This is a genomic window from Agrobacterium tumefaciens, assembly GCA_025559845.1.
Taxonomy (GTDB): Bacteria; Pseudomonadota; Alphaproteobacteria; order Rhizobiales; family Rhizobiaceae; genus Agrobacterium.
The window spans coordinates 1,906,561-1,925,467 of sequence record CP048469.1 but is presented as its reverse complement, the minus strand read 5'-3'; the positions used below and the strand labels follow the sequence as shown (position 1 = coordinate 1,925,467).

Annotated in this window: 17 protein-coding genes; 9 read left to right on the top strand and 8 right to left on the bottom strand. The window is 58.8% G+C overall.

Features of this window, described 5'->3' with window-relative positions:
* Positions 1-81 precede the first annotated feature (81 nt).
* From FY156_09825 to FY156_09810, 4 genes are all read right to left on the bottom strand, one after another.
* Positions 82-348 carry an aspartate-semialdehyde dehydrogenase gene (locus FY156_09825; GenBank protein ID UXS01745.1) on the bottom strand — a complete coding sequence of 89 codons (267 nt, stop codon included), beginning with the start codon at positions 346-348 and terminating at the stop codon, positions 82-84.
* Between the two features lie 168 nt (positions 349-516).
* The gene (locus FY156_09820) at positions 517-1,347 is read right to left on the bottom strand and encodes an ABC transporter permease (protein ID UXS01744.1); all 831 of its coding nucleotides are present in this window, start codon (positions 1,345-1,347) and stop codon (positions 517-519) included.
* Entirely contained in the window at positions 1,344-2,147 is an 804-nt protein-coding gene (locus tag FY156_09815) for an ABC transporter permease (protein UXS01743.1), read from the bottom strand. The genes FY156_09820 and FY156_09815 overlap by 4 nt, the downstream gene beginning before the upstream one ends.
* A gap of 113 nt (positions 2,148-2,260) precedes the next feature.
* Positions 2,261-3,034, bottom strand: coding sequence for an ABC transporter substrate-binding protein (locus FY156_09810; GenBank protein UXS01742.1), 774 nt, complete (start codon positions 3,032-3,034; stop codon positions 2,261-2,263).
* A gap of 349 nt (positions 3,035-3,383) precedes the next feature.
* On the opposite strand from FY156_09810, the gene FY156_09805 reads away from it, so the two are divergent.
* Positions 3,384-5,570, top strand: coding sequence for an OmpA family protein (locus FY156_09805; GenBank protein ID UXS01741.1), 2,187 nt, complete (start codon positions 3,384-3,386; stop codon positions 5,568-5,570).
* Positions 5,571-5,642: 72 nt separating this feature from the next.
* Here the strand turns inward: FY156_09805 and FY156_09800 are convergent, their stop codons facing one another.
* Both FY156_09800 and FY156_09795 read right to left on the bottom strand, forming a co-directional pair.
* Positions 5,643-6,566 carry a pseudouridine-5'-phosphate glycosidase gene (locus FY156_09800; protein ID UXS01740.1) on the bottom strand — a complete coding sequence of 308 codons (924 nt, stop codon included), beginning with the start codon at positions 6,564-6,566 and terminating at the stop codon, positions 5,643-5,645.
* Between the two features lie 31 nt (positions 6,567-6,597).
* Positions 6,598-7,539, bottom strand: coding sequence for a carbohydrate kinase (locus FY156_09795; GenBank protein ID UXS01739.1), 942 nt, complete (start codon positions 7,537-7,539; stop codon positions 6,598-6,600).
* Between the two features lie 246 nt (positions 7,540-7,785).
* Here FY156_09795 and recA point away from each other — a divergent pair, with 246 nt between their 5' ends.
* Positions 7,786-8,877 (top strand): recombinase RecA, encoded by a 1,092-nt coding sequence (gene recA / locus FY156_09790; protein ID UXS01738.1) that lies wholly within the window; start codon positions 7,786-7,788, stop codon positions 8,875-8,877.
* A 221-nt stretch (positions 8,878-9,098) separates the two neighbouring features.
* On the top strand, positions 9,099-11,762 hold the full coding sequence (gene alaS / locus FY156_09785) for an alanine--tRNA ligase (protein UXS01737.1): 2,664 nt from the start codon (positions 9,099-9,101) through the stop codon (positions 11,760-11,762).
* A gap of 54 nt (positions 11,763-11,816) precedes the next feature.
* Here the strand turns inward: alaS and FY156_09780 are convergent, their stop codons facing one another.
* Positions 11,817-12,443: a glutathione S-transferase family protein gene (locus tag FY156_09780; GenBank protein UXS01736.1), complete on the bottom strand. Its 627-nt coding sequence runs from the start codon at positions 12,441-12,443 to the stop codon at positions 11,817-11,819.
* A gap of 389 nt (positions 12,444-12,832) precedes the next feature.
* Positions 12,833-14,047: an NADP-dependent isocitrate dehydrogenase gene (locus tag FY156_09775; protein UXS01735.1), complete on the bottom strand. Its 1,215-nt coding sequence runs from the start codon at positions 14,045-14,047 to the stop codon at positions 12,833-12,835.
* A 214-nt stretch (positions 14,048-14,261) separates the two neighbouring features.
* Between FY156_09775 and FY156_09770 the strand changes: the two genes are divergently transcribed.
* The 6 genes from FY156_09770 (at position 14,262) to FY156_09745 (ending at position 18,863) form a co-directional block, all read left to right on the top strand.
* Positions 14,262-14,792 (top strand): hypothetical protein, encoded by a 531-nt coding sequence (locus FY156_09770; GenBank protein ID UXS01734.1) that lies wholly within the window; start codon positions 14,262-14,264, stop codon positions 14,790-14,792.
* A 109-nt stretch (positions 14,793-14,901) separates the two neighbouring features.
* Entirely contained in the window at positions 14,902-15,729 is an 828-nt protein-coding gene (locus FY156_09765; protein ID UXS01733.1) for an RNA methyltransferase, read from the top strand.
* Positions 15,713-16,525, top strand: coding sequence for a glutamate racemase (locus tag FY156_09760; GenBank protein UXS01732.1), 813 nt, complete (start codon positions 15,713-15,715; stop codon positions 16,523-16,525). Before FY156_09765 ends, FY156_09760 begins: the two co-directional genes overlap by 17 nt.
* Before the next feature lie 385 nt (positions 16,526-16,910).
* Positions 16,911-17,150, top strand: a complete 240-nt coding sequence (locus tag FY156_09755) for a hypothetical protein (GenBank protein ID UXS01731.1) — start codon at positions 16,911-16,913, stop codon at positions 17,148-17,150.
* A 155-nt stretch (positions 17,151-17,305) separates the two neighbouring features.
* The gene (locus FY156_09750) at positions 17,306-17,941 is read left to right on the top strand and encodes a LysE family translocator (protein ID UXS01730.1); all 636 of its coding nucleotides are present in this window, start codon (positions 17,306-17,308) and stop codon (positions 17,939-17,941) included.
* A 37-nt stretch (positions 17,942-17,978) separates the two neighbouring features.
* Positions 17,979-18,863, top strand: coding sequence for an EamA family transporter (locus tag FY156_09745; GenBank protein UXS01729.1), 885 nt, complete (start codon positions 17,979-17,981; stop codon positions 18,861-18,863).
* Positions 18,864-18,907: the final 44 nt, after the last annotated feature.

Here is an 18,907-nt window from a genome sequence, read left to right as displayed (position 1 = left end):
CTTTCAAACGGACGGCGCTCTGGCTGACGTCTGCTGTAAGCCGCAACAGTAACGGGCGCAATATCTATATGCTGTTCACGCTCAGTGGATGATGAACTCTCCTTTCAGGGCACGCCATTCCTGTGCGGATATTACCTGCCGGTGGACATAGCGAACCGAGTGCAGCGGCCCGTCGAGCTTTTCCTGCCAGAACTTAAGGAAACCACGCATTTCAGGGAAATCCGGTGCAACATCATAGTTCTGCCAGACATAGCTCTGGAGAACCAACGGGTGATCGGGCATGCGATAGAAGATCTGGGCGGTTGTCAGGCCGTAGCCCTTCAGCATCATTTCCATGTCTTTGTTCATGAAGGCTGTTCCCATTCTTGTTGTTGCCGATTTCAGCATTTGCGCTGTATCGGATACGGGAGCATGACATGGTTAATTCACCCTTGCCAATGGCCTGGATTGTCACAAAATATTTATATTTTTCATAATGTTAGCAGCGTTTGTTGGTGAGTGCTGCCAACGTTCGCCCTATCGCTTCAGATGGCGCGTAAGACGCGCTTCGAGCCATGCCCAGACGTGCCGCAGGGTTTCCACGATCGCCAGGTAGAAGATCGCTGCCCACAGATAGGTCTGATAGTCGAAGGTGCGGGAGAAGGCGTAACGCGTCTGTCCCATCAGGTCGAACACCGTGACGATGGAAACTACGGCCGACCCCTTGATCATCAGAATGATCTCATTGCCGTAAGGGCGAAGGGCCACGATCAGTGCCTGCGGCAGAATGACCTTGCGGAAGGTCACGAGTTTCGACAGGCCGAGAGAGGCTGCACCCTCGTGCTGGCCGCGCGGAACGCTCTGGATTGCGCCACGCAGGATCTCCGCCTGATAGGCGGCGGTATTGAGCGTCAGCGAGAGGAGGCCGCAATACCATGCTTCGCGGAAGAACCACCAGAGGCCGACACTCTCCAGCCCGTGACGGAAGCTGCCAAGGCCGTAATAGATCAGGAAGAGCTGCGCCAGCAGCGGCGTGCTGCGGAACACATACACATAGGCATAAGCGAGCGAGCCTATGAACCGGTTTTCGGACATGCGACCAAAGGCAATCGGCACGGAGACGATTGCGCCGAGAATGATCGACATGCCAACCAGGGTAATGGTGGTGATGAGGCCATCGATGTAGCGCGGCCCGTATCGCTCGAACTTGTCCCAGTCCCAGCCTTCTATCATGGCGAAGATCAGCCCGGCGGCAAGGATCAGCCAGAGCGCGATGACGGCTATGCCGACGACGCGCGACAGATTGAAGGGTTTGTCGACGACAGGCGGAGCCGGACGCGGCGGAATGAGTTCCTGGATATGGCTCATCGGCGGACCTCCGACTTTTTCGACCAGCGATCGATGAAACCGATGCCGAAGGACGAGATCAGCGCCAGTGTCAGGTAAAGCAGGCAGGCAATGCCGTAGAAGAAGAAGGCTTCCTTGCTGACGCGGGCGGCAATACCGGTCTGGCGGACGATATCGGCAAGGCCGATGATCGAGACGTAGGACGTATCCTTGAGCAGAATGACCCAGAGGTTCGTCATGCCGGGCAGGGCGATCCGGACCAGTTGTGGAATGATGACGAGGGTCATGGTGCGGGCACGGGAAAGACCCAGCGCATCGCCAGCCTCATACTGACCTTTCGGAATGGCCTTGAAGGCCGAAAGCAGAACTTCCGAGGCATAGGATGAAAAGACCACGGAAAGCGCGATCATGCCTGCGAGGAAGGCGTTGATTTCAACGGGACCGGTGATGCCGACATATCCGGCGACAGATTGCAGAAGCATCTGGATGCCGTAATAGACAATGAAGAGCGTCAGCAGTTCCGGCAGTCCACGGAAAATCGTGGTGTAGATACCAGCGGCGAGACGCAGCGATTTTTCTTCAGATTGTGCGGCAAGCGCGATCAGGAAGCCGATGATCAATCCGACAGGCAGTGTCGCAAGCGCCAGCGAGATCGTGACTTTCACGCCAAAGGCAATTTCATCGCCCCATCCGGTATCGCCGCATGCAACGAGGGTGCCGTTTCCAAAAACCGAGAAAATGCCGACCGGTCCGCAGAATGGGTCGAGAAGTGTCGAGACATAGGTCCAGAACGCACCTATGGCGGAAAATGCTCCGCTCATGCCAATTTTCCCCTGCGGTCTTAAGCCGCCGTGATTGTTATCGTCACGTTTTCAAACAAAAATGGCGGAAGGGCAAGCCTTCCGCCATCAGATTTCAACAGATCGCGTAAGGCTTATTCGCCGTAAACGTCGAAATCGAAGTATTTCTTGTTGATTTCCTGGTATTTGCCGTTGGCGCGGATCGCGGCAATAGCAGCCGTGAACTTGTCGGCAAGAGCGGTTTCACCCTTGCGGACAGCAATGCCGGCACCGTTGCCGTTGATTTCAGGGTCAACCTTCAGCGGCGTCATGATCTTGCAGCATGCACCGGCATCCGACTTCAGCCACTCGGACAGAACGACGATATCGTCGATGACGGCATCGATACGGCCGTTCGAGATGTCGAGCTTATACTCGTCTGCGGTCGGGTACATTTTCAGGTCGGAATCCGGAAAATGCTTTTCGGCATAGTTCGAGTGGGTGGTGGAGCCCTGCGCGCCGAGCGACTTGCCCTTCAGGTCTTCGACAGACTTGATCGGCGAATCCTTCGGGACGGCGATTGCCGGTGGGGTGTTGTAATATTTCTTCGAGAAGTCGACCTTCTGGAGACGCTCAGGCGTGATCGACATGGACGCGATGATGGCGTCGAACTTCTTGGCCTGCAAGGCGGGAATGATACCGTCCCAGTCGTTGGTCACGAAGGTGCATTCGGTCTTCATTTCTTCGCACAGCGCCTTGGCGATGTCGATGTCGAAGCCGGTCAGGGTGCCGTCGGCTTCAAGATTGTTGAAGGGCGGGTATGCACCTTCGGTGCCGATGACGAGCTTGTCCTGCGCCATGGCAGCGCTGGAAAACAGCGAAATGGCGGCGATCGATACGGCTGCGAGCAGACGGGTGGAAATAGGCATTTAGATCCTCTCTTTTGGTCGTTCATCTGCGGGCTGTTTTTTATCTTCAGTTGCAGACGCCTTTTGCGCGTGAGGTCGGCGGAACGGAATATCGCGTCTTCGACCTCAAATGCGCCGGCAATTATTCTTCCTGTTGGTCAAAAAATGCAACCGCAATAATTCTGCCTCCATTTCTGCCGCAGTGCTTCCACGAAAAGGCCTTGTTCTGTTCATTTCCAGTACAGAAGGCTTTGCTCATCATGGGAACCGAAGTGCGTGCATGGCGTTGTTCAGCGCCTGCACGGCAAAGAAATACAAAGCGTCTCGGTAGCGTTGACGCTGAAAAATGAAGGCAGATGAGGAAGCACCGATGCTGAACAAGAACAAACTGCTGACAGGGGTGGTCTTTCCCCTGATGTCGCTGGTGGTCGCTGTGGAACCGGCATTGGCCGGTTTTTCCGGGTCTCCGGCAGGCATCCGTTCAACCGTAGCGGCGGATACCCGCCCATTGATCCTGGCGCAGGCTGAGGCGCAGGCGCCTGCCGAGGAACCCAATCCGGAAGAAATTCCGCGCAAGAAGCGCCAGCAGGCCGAAGAAGCTCAGCCGCAGGAGCAGCGTCAGGCGGAACCCGCGCCCGAGCCGCAGCGCCAGCCGGAACCGCAGGCAGAGCAGCGTCCAAGACAGCGTGAGGCGCAGCCGGAAGCACCAGCCCCAGACCAGCAGGCGGCCCCGGAGCAGCAGCAGGAACGTCCGCGTCGTCCCGAGCGCGCGCAGCAGCAGGAAGGTGAGGGCGAGCAGCGCCCGGACCGCCCGCGCCGTGAACCGGCGCAGGAGGCAGCCCCTGCCGAGCAGCAACAGGAGCGCCCACGCCGTCCTGAACGTGCCCAGCAGCCGGAAGGCGAGGGTGAGCAGCAGCGGCCGCGCAGACAGGAGCGCGCCCAGGAACCCCAGGCCGAACAGCCGGCTGCACAGGCGCCCGAAAACGCTGAGCCACGACAGAAGCCGGATCGCCGCAAACAGCCGGTAGAGGAACAGGCGCCTGAGCAGAAGGCGCAGCCAGCCGAAAAGCCGGCCGCTCCAGAACCCGCCGCCAAGGATGCACCGGTTCCGACCGAGGCTCCGACGCCGGCACGTCCGCGTCCGCCGGAAGCACAGCCAAACCCCGCACCTGGCCAGCAGCCGTCCGAGCAGCAGCCAACGGAAGGTCAGGGCAATGCTCGCCCGGCCCCTCTGCCGGATGCACCGAACCCGCCGCCGCAGGATGGTTCAACCACAGGACAGGCCCCGGCTGGTGAAGCCGTTCCCGATCAGGTCGCGACCCCTCAGACCGAGGCGCCGCCAATGAGCAAGGAACAGCTGGACAAGGCCAAGGCGATTGCTCAGGACCCATCCAAGACTGCGGATACGGTTATTCTGCCTGTTGACAAGGGTGCTGCCGTTCTCGACAGCGACAAGGAGGTCGAACGCTCCGGCAACCGTCAGGCCCGCGAAGAGCGGCGCCGCGAACGCGAGCAGGGCGGGGATTACAAGGTTCCGACATCGGATGCCGAAGCCCAGCGCGCCGCAAGACCGGATGGCAACCCGCCGCCACCGCCTGTGAAGATGGAGGCGATCACCTCGCAGCAGGGCGAGCGCATCGATCAGCGCCCGCAATATGAGCGGCCGGATGGCGTGCGCGAATGGCAGCCACGCGAAGGCGGTCGTCGCGACAGAGACCGCGATGCGCCGATCATCCTGCAATTCGGTGATCGCGTCGTGGTTCGTGGTGACGATAACCAGCGCTTCATCCGCGATGGTGGCGAACCCTATTACGAGCGCCTGCCTGCAGGCCGGGTCCGCGAAACCGTCGAACGCCGGGATGGCACCCAGGTCGTGACGATCCGCAACCGTTATGGCGATGTCATCCAGCGTTCGCGCATCGATGATCGCGGCCGGGAATATGTGCTGTTCTATGCGCCTGAGCTGATGGATGATCCGGATCAGGATTACGTCTATCGCGATCCGGGCCTTGACCTGCCGCCGATGCGTCTGCGCATCCCTGTTCGCGATTACATCATCGATACCTCCAGCGATCCGGATCGCGATTACTACCGCTTCCTGGAACAGCCGCCGGTCGAGCCGGTCGAACGCGTCTACTCCCTCGATGAGGTACGGTATTCGGCCCGTATTCGTGACAAGGTGCGTCGTATCGACCTCGATACCATCACCTTTGCCACGGGCAGTGCGGAAATTCCGATGGCGCAGGCCCGCTCGCTGCGCAAGGTGGCCGATGCGATCAACAAGGCGCTGGACAAGAACCCGGCGGAAACCTTCCTGATCGAAGGACATACGGATGCGATTGGTTCGGATGAAAGCAACCTCGTGCTTTCTGATGAACGTGCGGCCTCCGTCGCCAATGTCCTGACGGATGTCTACGGCATCCCGCCGGAAAACCTTGCGACCCAGGGCTATGGCGAGCGTTACCTCAAGGTTCAGACGCTGACTGCGGAACAGCAGAACCGTCGTGTCACCATCCGTCGCGTTACGCCGCTTGTGCGCCCGGTTGCGCAGAACTAAGCGGTCCGCCACAACGAAAAAGGCCCGGAACCACAAGGTTCCGGGCCTTTTGCTTGAATACGCCTTTCTGCCTCAGTCGAGCGCGACCGCGATCTCTGCTGCGAGGCGTGCATTGTTCTTCACAAGCGCGATGTTGGTCACCAGGCTGCGGCCTTCCGTGATCTTGAAGATATCGCCCAGCAGGAATGGCGTGACCTCCTTGCCGGTGATTTCTTCGCGTTCGGCGTTGGAAATGGCGCGGTTGATGTAGATGGCCATCTCTTCGCTGGGGATTTCGTCTTCTTCCGGAACAGGGTTTGCGACCAGCATGCCACCGTCGATGCCGAGCTGTTCGCGGGTTGCCTGGAAATTGGCGATTGCAGCCGGGCTATTGAGCGACAACGGGCTTTTGAGACCGGAGGAGCGCGACCAGAATGCCGGGAACTCTTCCGAGCCGAAGGTCACGACCGGAACGCCCTGCGTTTCCAGAACTTCGAGCGTCTTGGGAACATCGAGGATAGCCTTGGCGCCGGCGCAGACAACGATCACGCCGGTCTTGGCAAGTTCGGTCAGGTCTGCGGATACGTCGAAGCTTTCTTCCGCACCCTTGTGTACGCCGCCGATGCCACCGGTTGCGAAGACCTTGATGCCGGCGCGTGCGGCGGCGATCATGGTTGCCGCCACGGTGGTGGCGCCGGTGCGACGCTCGGCAATCGCGAAGGCGATATCGGCGCGCGAAACCTTCATCGCATCGGTGGTCTTGGCGAGTGCTTCGAGCTGGTCCTTCTCGAGGCCGATATGCAGTACGCCATGAATGACGGCGATGGTTGCCGGCACAGCACCCTGGTCACGGATGATCTGTTCGACGCTTTCGGCCATCTCGATATTGCCCGGATAGGGCATGCCGTGAGTGATGATGGTGGATTCGAGAGCCACGATCGGCGCTCCGCGCTGCTTGGCGGCCGCGACTTCCTGTGAATAGACGATGGGGAGACGTGGGGAAATTGGACGGGTCATCTTATCTGTTCCAGATTTTTTAAAAGCGGGTTCATGCCAGTGTTTCGGCCTCGGGCACAAGTCCCGACATGAGCTCGACACCGTTTTTCGATAGATCGGGCGAGGTTGCGAAGGGCGATTGGACGGTGAGGGCTGCTGCTGCTGCCCCCAGTCGCAGCGCCTGCATGATGGTTGCGCCCTCGGCAATGGCGGAAAGATAACCGGAGGCCATGGCGTCGCCCGCACCGGTCACATCCTTCACATCGTCGACGCGGGGCGGAACGAGTGTCGCTGCCTGGTTTCGGTCAAAAGCGATCGCCTGTTTGGAGCCGGACGTGACCACGCCACCGCGCAGGCCGGTTTTTCTGAAGATATCGGGCCACTGCCGGATATCGTCGGGGTTCTCTCCGGTCAGCGCGCGCGCCTCGGCTTCATTCATGAAAAGAATGTCGATGTCCGCAAATGCCGGTTTGAGTTTGACCGCCTTGGCGGGCGAGATCGCGATCGCCGCAAGCATCTTGCCGCAGACGCGGGCTGCCAGGCCGATTGCCGTCAGCGTGTCTTCCGGCAGGTTGGCGTCGCATAGGATAATGTCGGTCGAGCGGATCGCTTCGCGCACGGACCGTACGCGCAGGCGTCGCGGCGTGAAAAGCTTGTAGAGGTCCATGTCTGCGAGCGCGATGACCAGATTGCCGTCGCGTTCCAGAATGGCCGTATAACTTGGTGTGCGGCGATCGAGGAAAACGAAAGGGGTGTCTTCGACACCGGCCTGTCGAGCCGCTGCCGCAACGGCCTCGCCAGTGACGTCTCCACCGCGCGGGCTGATGATGCGAACCTCAAAGCCGAGACGGGACAGGTTACGGGCCGCATTGAAGCCGCCGCCGCCTGCTTCTTCCATCCAGTGTCCTGGATTGCTGGCACCGGGCGTGGTTTCCGCCTCGATCATGCCGCGCCTGTCGATATGCGCTCCTCCCAGAACGAGTATCTTTTTCAACGCTTCTTCCCTTTTCTGGAGACCCGAAATCTTTCTCCGATTCGGCTGAAAAAATCGGTTCCCGGACTGTTTTTCCTGAAAGGCGACCCGAGCGGCGCCGAGAAAAACAAAAATAGAACAAATGACTTATCGCTATTTGTTTTCAATGTTCTGGCGTCGCCTTGCGAAATGAGAACAAATAGGGTACATACCGTTTCCATACTGCTTCATTGCCTGCGTGGCTTCAATAACCTAAAGGTGTTTCAGATGGCACAAAATTCTTTGCGTCTCGTAGAGGATAAATCGGTGGATAAAAGCAAGGCACTGGAAGCGGCGCTCTCCCAGATCGAACGTTCGTTCGGCAAGGGATCGATCATGAAGCTCGGTTCCAATGAAAACGTAGTCGAAGTCGAAACCGTATCGACGGGTTCGCTCAGTCTGGATATCGCGCTCGGAATCGGTGGTTTGCCGAAGGGGCGTATCATTGAAATTTACGGGCCGGAAAGCTCGGGTAAAACGACGCTGGCGCTGCAGACCATTGCAGAAGCCCAGAAGAAGGGCGGCATCTGCGCCTTCGTGGACGCCGAGCATGCGCTCGATCCGGTCTATGCCCGCAAGCTCGGCGTTGATCTGCAGAACCTGCTGATCTCGCAGCCGGACACGGGTGAACAGGCGCTTGAAATCACCGACACGCTGGTTCGTTCCGGCGCCGTTGACGTTCTCGTCGTCGACTCCGTTGCGGCGCTGACGCCACGTGCGGAAATTGAAGGTGAGATGGGCGACAGCCTTCCAGGTCTTCAGGCCCGTCTGATGAGCCAGGCGCTGCGCAAGCTGACTGCGTCGATCTCTCGTTCGAAGTGCATGGTAATTTTCATCAACCAGATCCGTATGAAGATCGGTGTGATGTTCGGTTCGCCTGAAACCACGACAGGCGGTAACGCGCTGAAGTTCTACGCCTCAGTGCGCCTCGACATTCGTCGTATCGGTGCCGTCAAGGAACGCGAAGAGGTTGTCGGCAACCAGACCCGCGTCAAGGTCGTCAAGAACAAGATGGCTCCGCCCTTCAAGCAGGTCGAATTCGACATCATGTATGGCGAAGGTGTTTCCAAGACCGGTGAGCTTGTCGATCTCGGCGTGAAGGCCGGCATCGTCGAGAAGTCCGGTGCGTGGTTCTCCTACAACAGTCAGCGTCTCGGGCAGGGCCGCGAAAACGCCAAGACCTTCCTGCGCGATAATCCGGCGGTTGCCAATGAGATCGAGCTGGCGCTGCGCCAGAACGCTGGCCTGATCGCCGATCGCTTCCTGCAGAACGGTGGGCCTGACGCCGGTGAAGGTGACGATGGCGACGGTGAAGGCTGATCTGCTTCGAGATTGGCCTGAATTGTAGTCTCTCTACTTCCGTTTCTGAGATTTGGACCGCGCGAACTTGTTTCGCGCGGTCGTTTTTGTTTTGCCAGGGCGTCATGCTACGCTCAACGGCTGGACAGGGCGGAAAGCGGGCGATAAAAGCCAGTGATTTTATAATATGGCCGTCCGCATGGGATGGCGATGATGGACTCCAGCTATAGCGGTGTGTGGGCATGAGCGGTGTGAATGAAATTCGGTCGACGTTTCTCGACTACTTCAAGAAGAACGGGCACGAAATCGTGTCTTCCAGTCCGCTGGTTCCGCGTAACGACCCGACGCTGATGTTCACCAATGCGGGCATGGTGCAGTTCAAGAACGTTTTCACCGGTCTTGAGAGCCGCCCTTATTCCACGGCAGCGTCGGCGCAGAAGTGCGTTCGCGCCGGTGGCAAGCACAACGACCTCGACAATGTCGGTTACACGGCACGTCACCACACTTTCTTTGAAATGCTCGGCAACTTCTCCTTCGGTGATTATTTCAAGGAAGAAGCAATCAGCCACGCCTGGAACCTGATCACTGGCGAGTTCGGCATCGACAAGAACCGCCTTCTCGTGACGGTCTATCACACCGACGACGAGGCTTTTAATCTCTGGAAGAAGATCGCCGGTTTCTCCGACGACCGTATCATTCGTATTCCGACCAGCGATAACTTCTGGGCGATGGGCGATACCGGTCCTTGCGGTCCCTGTTCGGAAATCTTCTATGACCACGGTGATCACATCTGGGGTGGCCCTCCCGGTTCGCCGGATGAAGATGGCGACCGTTTCATCGAGATCTGGAACCTCGTCTTCATGCAGTACGAGCAGATTACGAAGGAAGAGCGCATCGATTTGCCGCGTCCGTCGATCGACACCGGCATGGGCCTGGAACGTATTTCCGCGCTGCTTCAGGGTAAGCACGACAACTACGACACCGACCTGTTCCGTGCTCTGATCTCGGCGTCGGTCGAGGCAACCGGTGTTCCGGCGGAAGGCGAAAAGCGCGCCAGCCACCGTGTTATCGCCGACCACCTGCGTTCGTCCGCCTTCCTGATTGCCGATGGCGTTCTGCCGTCGAATGAGGGTCGCGGTTATGTTCTGCGCCGTATCATGCGCCGCGCCATGCGCCACGCCGAACTGCTCGGCGCGAAGGAGCCGCTGATCTGGAGGCTCCTGCCTGCGCTCGTTCAGCAGATGGGCCGCGCCTATCCGGAACTCGTGCGTGCAGAAGCGCTGATTTCCGAAACCCTGAAGCTCGAGGAAACCCGTTTCCGCAAGACGCTGGAGCGTGGTCTGTCGCTGTTGTCTGATGCAACTGTGGATCTGTCCAAGGGCGGCATGCTCGATGGCGAAACCGCCTTCAAACTTTACGACACCTACGGCTTCCCGCTCGATCTGACGCAGGATGCTCTGCGCGCTCGCGGTATCGGCGTCGACATTTCCGGCTTTACTGACGCCATGGAGCGCCAGAAGGCGGAAGCCCGTTCGCATTGGGCCGGCTCCGGCGACAAGGCGACCGAAACCGTCTGGTTCGAGCTCAAGGAAAAGCTCGGCGCAACCGAATTCCTCGGCTACGACACGGAAACGGCTGAAGGCGTCGTGCAGGCAATCGTCAAGGACGGCAAGTCGGTTGACGCCGCCGCTGATGGCGAAGCCGTTCAGGTCGTTGTCAGCCAGACCCCGTTCTACGGTGAATCCGGTGGCCAGATGGGCGATACCGGTGTCATCAACGGCGAAAACGGTGCCTTCACCGTATCCGACACGCAGAAGAAGGGCGAAGGCCTGTTCGTGCACGTCGGTACCGTTTCGAAGGGCGGTCTGAAGGTCGGTGAAGCGGTTCAGTTGACAGTCGATCACGACCGTCGTTCGCGCCTGCGTGCCAACCACTCGGCAACCCACCTTCTGCATGAGGCACTGCGCGAGGTTCTCGGCACCCACGTTGCCCAGAAGGGCTCTCTGGTCGCGCCCGAGCGCCTGCGTTTCGACGTCTCGCATCCGAAGCCGATGTCGGCTGAAGAGCTGAAGATCGTCGAGGAAATGGCAAACGAGATCATCCTGCAGAACTCGCCGGTCGTGACCCGCCTGATGAGCGTCGACGATGCGATTGCCGAGGGCGCCATGGCGCTGTTCGGCGAAAAGTACGGCGATGAGGTTCGTGTCGTTTCCATGGGAACGGGCATTCATGGCGCCAAGGCCAACCGTCCATACTCGGTCGAGCTTTGCGGTGGTACGCATGTTTCGGCGACCGGCCAGATCGGCCTGGTCCGCGTTCTCGGTGAAAGCGCGGTTGGTGCCGGCGTTCGCCGTATCGAAGCCGTGACAGGGCAGGGCGCACTTGCCTACCTCGCGGAACAGGATGAGCGCGTGAAGGCGCTGGCATCCTCACTCAAGGTTCAGCCGGCCGATGTTCTTTCGCGTGTCGAAGGTCTTCTGGACGAGCGCAAGAAGCTTGAGCGCGAATTGGCGGAAGCACGCCGCAAACTTGCGATGGGTGGCGGTTCCGCAGAAGGTTCGGCCGGCGACGTCAAGGAAATCGGCGGAGTGAAGTTCCTCGCCAAGTCGCTTTCCGGCATCGACGCCAAGGATCTCAAGGGCCTCGCCGACGAAGCCAAGGGTGGTCTTGGTTCGGGCGTCGTTCTCCTGATTGCAGTCTCTGAGGACGGCAAGGCGAGCGCCGTTGCCGCTGTTACCGAAGACCTGACGTCGCGCTTCAGCGCCGTTGATCTGGTGCGGACCGCTTCGGCAGCGCTCGGCGGCAAGGGTGGTGGCGGTCGCGCTGACATGGCGCAGGCTGGCGGCCCTGACGGTGCGAAAGCCAGTGAGGCAATCGACGCTGTTGCTGCTGCTCTGGCTGCCTGATAACGGCATTTCATACGCATGAAAAAGGCGGGCATTGCCCGCCTTTTTTGTTTTTCAACCGGCTGCCTGCATTTCCTTGGCAGCTTCGTCGTCCAGTTGATGGGCGCGCTTGTAGGCCGTGCGTTCGCCGAGGTGGCTGACATATTCGACAAAGTGCGGGCGTTTTTCGATGGAGCCGAACTGCATGCCCCAGGCAATGTGGGAGCCGACGTAGACGTCCGCAGCGGAAAAATGATCGCCCGCCACATAACGGTTTTCGCTGACGGCGCGTTCGAGCGTGTTCATCACGTCATCATAGCTGCCACAGCCCACCATCCGCACTTTTTCTTTCGGCACCTCGTAACCCAGTGCCTTCATGCTGACAGCCATTTCGAGCGGACCGGCTGCGAAGAACATCCAGCGATAATAGAGGCCACGTGACTTTGGCGTGGGTGCGAGATTGGCGCCGGGGAACGCGTCTGCCAGATAGGCACAGATCGCGGCGGCTTCGGTAACGATCGTGTCGCCGTGTTTGATCGCCGGAACCTTGGTCATCGGATTGATCAAACGATAGGCGGGCGACTTCATCGATGTTTCGAAGCCCAGAACTTCCGTCTTGTAAGGGACCCCCACTTCTTCCAGCATCCAGCGGGCGATGCGGCCGCGCGACATGGGGTTCGTATAAAATATCAGTTCGCTCATGGCTCCTCCTCCTGAAGCGCACTTCAGAGCGCCATTGGCCCGGATGGAGGCATGGACGCTCCAACTCGTTCAGCCACGCAGCATACATGTCGGCAACCGGGATATATCTCCGGGGTCCGATAGAGGTGTGTGGCATTGTTGACCGGGCCAGTCGGGTGAAGTTCGAAATTCAGGTGGTTATTGTTGTTGTCGTGTTCAGCTTCGCATACGGCCGCAGTCGGTTGCGGAGTGTGCGCCTAGTGTCACGTCTAATCAAGATATGGTGATTCAAAAAGAAACCCGACGTTGTAACAAGCGCCTGGTCGTGAATTATTGAAGCCGCAGCCCAGACCGAAAGCATAAAAAAACCCGACCATATGGCCGGGTTTTCTGTGTCATGATCGGGAAAATCAGGCAGCCATGGCCTTCTGAAGGTTTTCGTCGATCTTGTCGAGGAATGCGGTTGTGGAAAGCCAAGGCTGATCCGGACCGATAAGGAGCGCGAGGTCCTTGGTCATGAAGCCGCTTTCAACGGTTGCAACGCAGACTTCTTCGAGCGTGCTTGCGAACTTCGCCAGGTCGGCGTTGTCGTCCAGCTTGGCGCGGTGAGCGAGGCCACGGGTCCATGCGAAGATCGAAGCGATCGAGTTCGTGGAGGTTTCCTGACCCTTCTGGTGCTGGCGGTAGTGGCGCGTAACCGTACCGTGAGCAGCTTCGGCTTCAACCGTGCGGCCATCGGGCGACAGAAGAACGGAGGTCATCAGGCCGAGCGAGCCGAAGCCCTGCGCAACCGTGTCGGACTGCACGTCGCCGTCGTAGTTCTTGCAGGCCCAGATGTAGCCGCCGGACCACTTCAGAGCGGAAGCAACCATGTCGTCGATCAGGCGGTGTTCGTAGGTGATGCCGACTTCGTCGAACTTCGCCTTGAACTCTGTCTGGTAGACTTCTTCGAAGATATCCTTGAAGCGGCCATCGTAAGCCTTGAGGATGGTGTTCTTCGTGGAAAGGTATACCGGCCACTTGCGCATCAGGCCGTAGTTCATGGATGCGCGTGCGAATTCGCGGATGGATTCGTCGAGGTTGTACATTGCCAGTGCAACGCCGGCGCTCGGAGCGTCGAAGACGTCCTTTTCGATAACCTGACCATCTTCACCGACGAACTTGATCGTCAGCTTGCCCTTGCCAGGGAACTTGAAATCGGTTGCCTTGTACTGGTCGCCGAAAGCGTGACGGCCAACAACGATCGGCTTCGTCCAGCCTGGAACCAGGCGCGGAACGTTCTTGCAGATGATCGGCTCGCGGAAGATGACGCCGCCGAGAATGTTGCGGATCGTGCCGTTCGGGCTCTTCCACATCTGCTTCAGGCCGAACTCTTCAACGCGGGCTTCATCCGGCGTGATCGTTGCGCACTTGATGCCGACGCCGTGCTTCTTGATGGCGTTGGCAGCATCGACGGTAACCTGGTCGTTGGTGGCATCGCGGTTTTCGACCGACAGGTCGTAGTATTCGATATCGAGATCGAGGTACGGCAGGATCAGCTTGTCCTTGATGAGCTGCCAGATGATACGGGTCATTTCGTCGCCGTCGAGATCGACGACCGGATTGGCTACCTTGATCTTTGCCATGAATTCCTCACCTTCGAAGCTGCGGCGCAAAAACGCCGTTATGTGGAAAAAATATCCGGTGCGGCTATAGCATCGCATGCGCGTGAGGCAAAGCCATGAGTGGCGCTTTTTTGGCTGGGCGCCATTGCTGCTTTGAACATTGCCAAACCATATTGCCGCAATACAGTCAGGCGAATCGCTTCGCCCGTCTAAGGGTCAATTCCAGGATTACATCATGCGGACCATTCTGCTCGCCACCGCCGCCATCCTCTTCTCCACCAGCGCTTTTGCTGCCGGTCCCACCGATCCGGTCCAGAAGATCATGGACATCACCGTCAAGAACTGGTCAGGCGAAGCCGAGGACTGGAAATACATCTTTGACGAGGACATGCTGACCGGACTGTTCAGCAAGGAATTCGTCGCACAATATCGCGAGGCCGCGAAAAAGCCGGCCTATGAGGCTGAAAGCGGCACGACGGGCGACCCCTTCGGTTACGATGTCGTCACCAACTCGCAGGACGGTTGCCCGTTGCAGGATGTCATCGTGGATGCTGCGCCTGCGAAGGATGGCGTGACGAACGTCACGGCAAAGTTCAAGCTGTGGGCCTGCATGGACGAGGCCGAGATGAAGGCGACAGTCGATGAAGTGAATTTTGACGTCATCGAAGAGGATGGTCGTCCGGTGATCAACGACATTCATCGTGTTGGCGATGAGGGCACGGACTCGCTGCGCGAAGAGATGGCAACCATCATCAAGGGCGAATAACGAGGGCACGTAGCCTTCCTGCTTTGATTTCCGCGCCGATCTGTGCGAGTGAGACGCGCTTTAGAGTATCGATTTTCGATACGGCGGTCTGGAAACTGGAAAACGAACGATGGCAGGTACGAACAGCGAGCTTGAACTTGTGGCGGAAGGCCCGGCGATCATTCTGGTCGAACCGCAGCTCGGAGAAAATATCGGCATGGTAGCGCGGGCGATGGCCAATTTCGGCCTCGCCGAATTGCGCCTCGTCAATCCACGCGATGGTTGGCCAAGCGAAAAGGCCCGTGCGGCCGCGTCCAAGGCCGACCATGTCATCGATGGCACCAAGGTTTTCGACACGCTGGAAGAAGCGATCAAGGATCTCAATTTCGTCTATGCCACCACGGCTCGCGAACGCTACGGCTTCAAGCCGGTGCGCGCGCCGGTCACGGCCTGCGACACGCTGCGGACCAAATTCAAGGCAGGCGAAAAGACCGGCATCCTCTTCGGGCGCGAGCGCTGGGGTCTGACCAACGAGGAAGTGGCTCTCGCCGACGAGATCGTGACGTTTCCGGTCAACCCGGCCTTTGCCTCGCTCAACATCGCGCAGGCTGTGCTGTTGATGTCCTATGAGTGGATGAAATCGGGCATGGAAGATCTGGAAGATACGGTCTTCCAGTCCGTCGAACAGCGCCCGTCCACCAAGGAACAGGTTTTTGGCCTTTTCGAGCACATCGAAGAAGCGCTCGAGGCACGTGGATATTTCCACCCGGCTGAAAAAAAGCCCAAAATGGTCGACAACCTGCGTGCCGTGCTTTCCCGGCGGGGATTTTCGGAACAGGAAATCAGCGTGTTTCGCGGCGTAATCAATTCGCTCGACCGTTTCCCGCGTCGCTGGCCCAAGCAGGCCGGAAAGACGGAAACGACAGGGGAGACGACGGAGAATGGCTCTAGCGACTGAGATGGATGCAGCAGAACTGAAGCCGGTGCTGGTGTTCGATTCCGGCATTGGCGGTCTGACGGTCCTGCGCGAAGCGCGCGTGCTGATGCCCGAGCGCGGTTTCATCTATGTCGCTGACGATGCAGGGTTTCCCTATGGCGGCTGGGAAGAGGCCGCACTGAAGGTCCGCATTCTCTCGCTGTTCGAAGAGCTCTTGCGAGACTACGATCCTGAAGTCTGCATCATTGCCTGCAATACGGCATTCACTCTTGCGGGTGCCGATCTGCGTGCGAAATTTCCGGATATGACCTTCGTTGGTACGGTGCCGGCGATCAAGCCGGCTGCCGAGCGCACCCGTTCCGGGCTGGTTTCCGTTCTGGCAACGCCGGGCACCGTCAAGCGTGCCTATACGCGTGATCTCATCCAGTCCTTTGCCTCGCAATGTCATGTCCGCCTTGTCGGTTCGGAGAACCTTGCGCGGATGGCGGAAAGCTGGATCAGGGGCGAGCCGATTTCCGACGAGGCGGTGCTGGCCGAGATCGAACCGTGCTTTATCGATAACGACGGCAAACGCACCGACATCGTCGTCCTTGCCTGCACCCACTATCCCTTCATGGCGAATGTGTTTCGCAAGCTGGCACCCTGGCCGGTTGACTGGCTGGACCCTGCGGAGGCGATTGCGCGCCGTGCCCGCCATCTGGTGCCACTCGTCCAGGGGGCGGAGCATCCTGACGGATTTGACTTTGCGCGGTTTACGTCCGGCAAGCCGGATTTCGCGACACGGCGACTGATGCAGGGTTTCGGCCTCAGCGTCTAGGTCCAAACGGCCTGTTGCTTTTTTGCATCTGTTTTTCGCTGATTATGCAATTCGAGATTGCGGCGCTTGCGCATGCGGGCATCTCGTGTATCGTGGCAATCGTCTATAACCGCTAACTATGGAGGCGTGGAATGTCTGCAAATATCAATGTACGCCTTTTGGGCGTGTCCGCTATTTCGGGCAATGTTTCCGGTGGTTATATGACCCGAGGTTCTTGCCTCCGACAAGGCTGATACGCCTGTTTTCCTTGCCATCTGGCATTTTCACATCATCTGGCAATTGAGTTGCGCGTTCGCGCGGTGCTGAGCCGCGTCCGCTCGCCTCGCATGCCGTTTTTCATCACCAGAGGACCTGGCTGCCCGTGCGGCGCCGGGATGGATTTCCTATGCATAAAAATCAACCATTGGTAGCATTTAGCCTTCCTGATGCGGTCGACCGTCTGTTCGTCGTATTCGGTGTCTGGAAAACCGTAAAAACCGTTCTGCTTGCGGCGATTGTGCCGCGTGCGCCGCCCGACAGCGTTGACGATTTGCCGGAGTGGCTGCTCGACGATATCGGCGTTGAACCTTCCGCGAGGAAGAAGCGGCGCGATTGGTCGGCTCCTTACTGGGCGCCGCGGTTCTAACGGCGCGTCATTCAACGGCCTGCACCACACCTGAGAGGTGTCGGTGCAGGCCGAATGATCGCCGCATTCTTTCCGCCTGCCGTCACGCAGGCGACCACTTGCCAGCGTGGCGTTTCCATGGCTTGCTCGCTCCGATCAACAAGGGGAGTTTCCTCATGCCTCTCGAAAACTGGCTGGCCTTCGTGGCCGCATCCGCCATCATGCTCGCCATTCCTGGGCCAACGATCCTGTTGGTGATTTCCTATGCTTTGGGCCATGGTCGCAAGGCGAGCACGGCAACGGTTACCGGCGTGGCGCTCGGCGACTTCACGGCGATGACAGCTTCGATGCTCGGGCTTGGTGCGCTGCTTGCAACGTCGGCCGCACTTTTTACCGGGTTGAAGTGGGTCGGAGCGGCCTATCTTATCTATCTCGGCATCAAGCTTTGGCGCGCGCCCGTCAGCGGTGAAATGGCCGCAGGCGAGGGGGCAACGGGTCGGGAACGGCCGCTGAAGATCTTCCTGCATGCCTATGTCGTCACGGCGCTGAACCCGAAAAGCATCGTGTTTTTCGTCGCTTTCCTGCCGCAGTTCCTGGTGCCGACTTTGCCCTTCCTGCCGCAGGTGATTATCTTTGAAGTGACATTTCTCGTGCTTGCCACCTGCAATGCGGCTCTTTATGGATTGCTGGCAAGTGCAGCCCGCAACACCATTCGCAAACCCAACGTTCAGCGCATCGTCAATCGTACCGGCGGCAGTCTGCTGATCGGCGCTGGTTTGTTGGCAATTGGCTGGAAGAGGGCTGCTTCCTGAAATGCCGCCGGTGGCGGTTTGAAATTCGGACATCCCAATGGCAGTGCCGCACATTCTTCTCGCCCTCGTTACCGTGTTTCTCTGGGGCTTCAATTTTGTTGTCATCAAGGTTGGCGTCATGGGCATGCCGCCGCTTTTGCTGACAGCCTTGCGCTATCTGTTTGCAGCCGTGCCGCTGGTGTTTTTCCTGCCGCGCCCGAAAGTACCGTGGGGCCATATGATCGTGTACGGCATGGTCATGGGCTGTTTGCAGTTCGGGCTGCTCTACACGGCCATTAAATGGGGGCTTCCGGCCGGGCTGTCGTCGCTGGTCATGCAGTCTCAGGCGTTTTTTACCATGGCGCTGGCGGTCACGATGCTGGGTGAGATTCCGTTGAAGTCCCACATTGCAGGTGCCGGCGTTGCATTTGCGGGTCTTGCCGTCATTGGCCTGGAGCGGATGACGGCTGCCGCCATGATCCCGCTTCTGATGTGCGTTGGCGCTGCGTTCAGCTGGGCGATTGGCAATATCGTCAACCGCAAGGTCGGATCGGTCAATGCGATCTCCTTTGTCGCCTGGACAAGCCTGGTGCCGGTGTTGCCGCTCGTTATCCTCTCGCTGCTGCTCGAAGGCCCGCAGGCCATCGCCGATGGCATGGCGAGTGCCAATCTGATGACGGGCTTGGTGGTGATCTACATGGCTTATGGCGCGACGATCGTGGGAGCGGGCATCTGGAGTTTCCTGCTGCTGCGTTATCCTGCCGGAACGGTTGCGCCATTTTCGCTCCTGGTGCCGATTGTCGGTTTCCTCGGCGCCTATTTTGCTTTTGACGAGCACATTACGCGTCTTGAAATCATCGGCAGCACGCTGGTTGTCGGTGGCCTGGCGCTCAACGTCTTCGGCCGTCGCCTGTCCTTTGGCCGTCGCCCGAAGGCGGTGTGAAGCACCAGCAATTCCCTGTGCATTGTTGCGATGGGCAGGGTTAT